1 protein-coding gene is annotated in these 3,205 nt (G+C 29.2%); it reads right to left on the bottom strand.

Going from position 1 to position 3,205, the window contains the following annotated elements; all coding sequences use genetic code 11:
- Positions 1-2,697, bottom strand: a 2,697-nt coding sequence (locus tag QZZ11_RS06250) for an Ig-like domain-containing protein (RefSeq protein ID WP_292474531.1), incomplete at its 3' end; no start/stop codon positions are given.
- Positions 2,698-3,205: the final 508 nt, after the last annotated feature.

The raw sequence follows: 3,205 nt of genomic DNA on the forward strand, positions 1-3,205 counted from the left end.
CGTACCATTATAAGTGAAAGTTACTTCACCAGCATCAACAACACGATCATTACTACTAGTAACAGTAGCAGTTACAGGTGTTGAAACACCAACCTTACCATTAACGGGACTTACAACAGTAACTGTAGGAATAAGTTCCCTTTTAATGATAGTTGTTGTATCAACATCATCATAATTACCTTTATAATCTTTAAATTTAAAGTTAATAGTATTACCTGTTAGAAGAGTAGTATCAATTATAGAATAATCGAAAGTTCCTTCGCCTTCTGTTATTTCGATAGGATCAAAAGTTTTACTGGTATCATTTAGATCATCAATAGTCACAGTACCGTTAATTTTTATATTGGAATCTTTAACATCAGTAACGATAATAGTAACAGTACTTGTAACACCCGGAATACCACTTGCAGGTTCTGGAGTTGCAGTAATTTTTGCTTCTCGTTTACCTATATTGGTTTTTCCAGTGTTTTTATTAGAACCTTCACTATCACCAAATATTTTTGCTTCACCGTCATTATTATCTACATATTGTGCATAGATAACACCGTCTTCAACAATTTCTTCGAAAACATAAGAAATACTTGCTTGACCATTTGAAACTTGAGCAGTACCAATTACATTATCATTATAAGTGAAAGTAACATTACCTTGATTTACTGGTAAATTACCAGAATTATTAGTTACATTAGCTGTAATAGTAACTGGAGAATATACTGTATCATTTACAGGATTAACAACAGTAGTCGTTGGAATAAGTTCCCTAGTTATTGTCACTTGGGTTTTTGCATCTTCATAATCAGCACTACTGAATGTAAGATTTAAAGTAGTTCCAGAAAGAAGAGTATCCTTAGTAATATTATATAAGAAACTACCTTCACCATTAATAATTTCCACATCACTAATAATTATTTCACCAGTTTGACTATCTGCTACATTTACAGTACCGTTAGGTAATAAAGTATTAGTGTTCTTATCAGTTACGGAAATTGTGACAGTACTATTTACACCAGGAACACCCCTTTTCGGATTTGGAGTAGCCTCCATAACTGCTTCCCCAGGTTGTATTTTTATATTTGCTGTGTCTGATGAATCTGAATATTTTCCATTTTCATCATGATATTTAGCTTTTATGAGTTCTGCATCTACCGTATGATTAAATACGATACCAGTTATTTCTGCAAAACCATTATTTACTGTAGCGTTACCTAAAAATATGGTATCATTATAGTAGAAAGAAACTGTACCCTGAGGTACAGGATCATCATTACCAACTATCTCCGAATCATTAGTTACGGTTGCATTAACATTAGTAAGAAGACCAACTTTTCCAGTTACATCATTCACAACAGTTGTTGTTGGAATTTGAACAATTTCAAAAGTTGTTTTGGCACTTGAAGAATTATATAAATGTTTACCATCTACTAAAAATCTTGAACCATCAAATACTGCTGTTACATTAACAATTCCCGTTTTTTCACCAGCAACCCAATTAAATGTTCTACCAGTATGATCTGTTAAATTTTTAACAGTACCATCAGTGCCTATAGTACCATATAACTCTTGGATTGATCCATCTTCATATTTAACTTCAAGTGTCACATTTTCACTAGGAGCACCTAATGTAATATTCTCTTTTAGATGTTCTAAATATAAAGTAACCAGTAAACGTATAGTTATATTATTTGGTTCATCGATATAGACTTTAGGTTCACAATCAATAGTAATATTAGATTCACATTGATATGCAATTATATTGATATGTATTGCTTGTTGTACACTAATTGGTTTTGAAGGATCATTATGATGACCTACAAATGTGTCATTATTTGAAACCAACGTATCATTTATTAAAAAGTTATATCCATAGAACTCTGAATTTTGAAACAAATTAAATATTGGATTTTTATTATTTTCAAAAACACAGTTGTAAACATTAAACCTACGACGTTGAGTACCCTCAGTTGGTACATCAAATGCATAACCCTTACACCCACTAACATAACAGTTTATCATTGTTAAAGCAGTTTTATCGTGAGTTTTTGCAGGTTCAACATATATTCCTGCGTTATCAATAAATTCACATTCAATAAATACATGTTCATATCCATGATCCACTACATAGAATCCCTTTGAAGTTCCATTTTGTGGAACTCCAGTAACTTTAAGATCATATAATGTTAATGAATGATAAACACTTTCAGAAGTACCATGTGCTTCAAATAAATCATGATTTCCTTGACTTGTAATTGTATATCCATTACCATTAACCGTTAAATTACTATGCAATACAACTGTAGAAGTTATTGTAACATCTTCAGTTAAATTAATTACACCATCTTGTGCTAAATCCCAAAACTCTGGACCAGTATAAATCTTAGCTGTTTTCACTGCACGGTTTGAAACCTTAGTTTTTTCGACTTTATTTAAATTATTGTTTTCATCCAGTACACCATTTTGATTGACTGCTTCTTCATTATTGTTATCACTTTGTAACGTGTCATCCATAGAACCAGTTACTTCATCAGAATGAACATTTGAAGTTGATTCAACATCTTTAACAACATCATTACTGGTCGTGGCTGTGGCCGTAGCTGTAGTTTCCATATCAGAATCATCAGCTGCTGAAACTGCACAGCAACAAATTATTGTGATAAACATAACAAATAAGAAACAGAATAATTTCTTATTCAATCTCATGGTTTACCCTCTTAAATTATTATATTAATTTAATATTTTTTCAACTCATTTTAATAGGAATTCTAAAATCCTTATCAAAAATCTTTAAAACAATAATATTTTTCTTCCATATACTTTTTTTACACTGAACATTTGTTTGAAACATTTTTATCGTAGTATTTGTTTTATTGTAAGAATTTAAAAAATTCTATTTAAAAAATATATGAATTTTATTATTATAGAATAATACCTGAAATTATATTATTCTGAATATATATTAATTAATTATAATTTAAATCGCTAATTTAACCAGAAAATCAATTTCATTAACGAAAATAATTACGAATATTAAATCATTTCCAAAAAATACGATATCATTAACGGCATAAATTCTATAAAAGAATTTAAATAATTACGATTTAATTATAACTAACATAGGTAGGTATAATTTAATAGTATATAAATATTTCTTTTATAATTGTAAAATAAAAACCAAATAATATGTTTCATACAAAATATAGTATTAATA

This window comes from Methanosphaera sp., from assembly GCF_016282985.1.
Lineage (GTDB): Archaea > Methanobacteriota > Methanobacteria > Methanobacteriales > Methanobacteriaceae > Methanosphaera.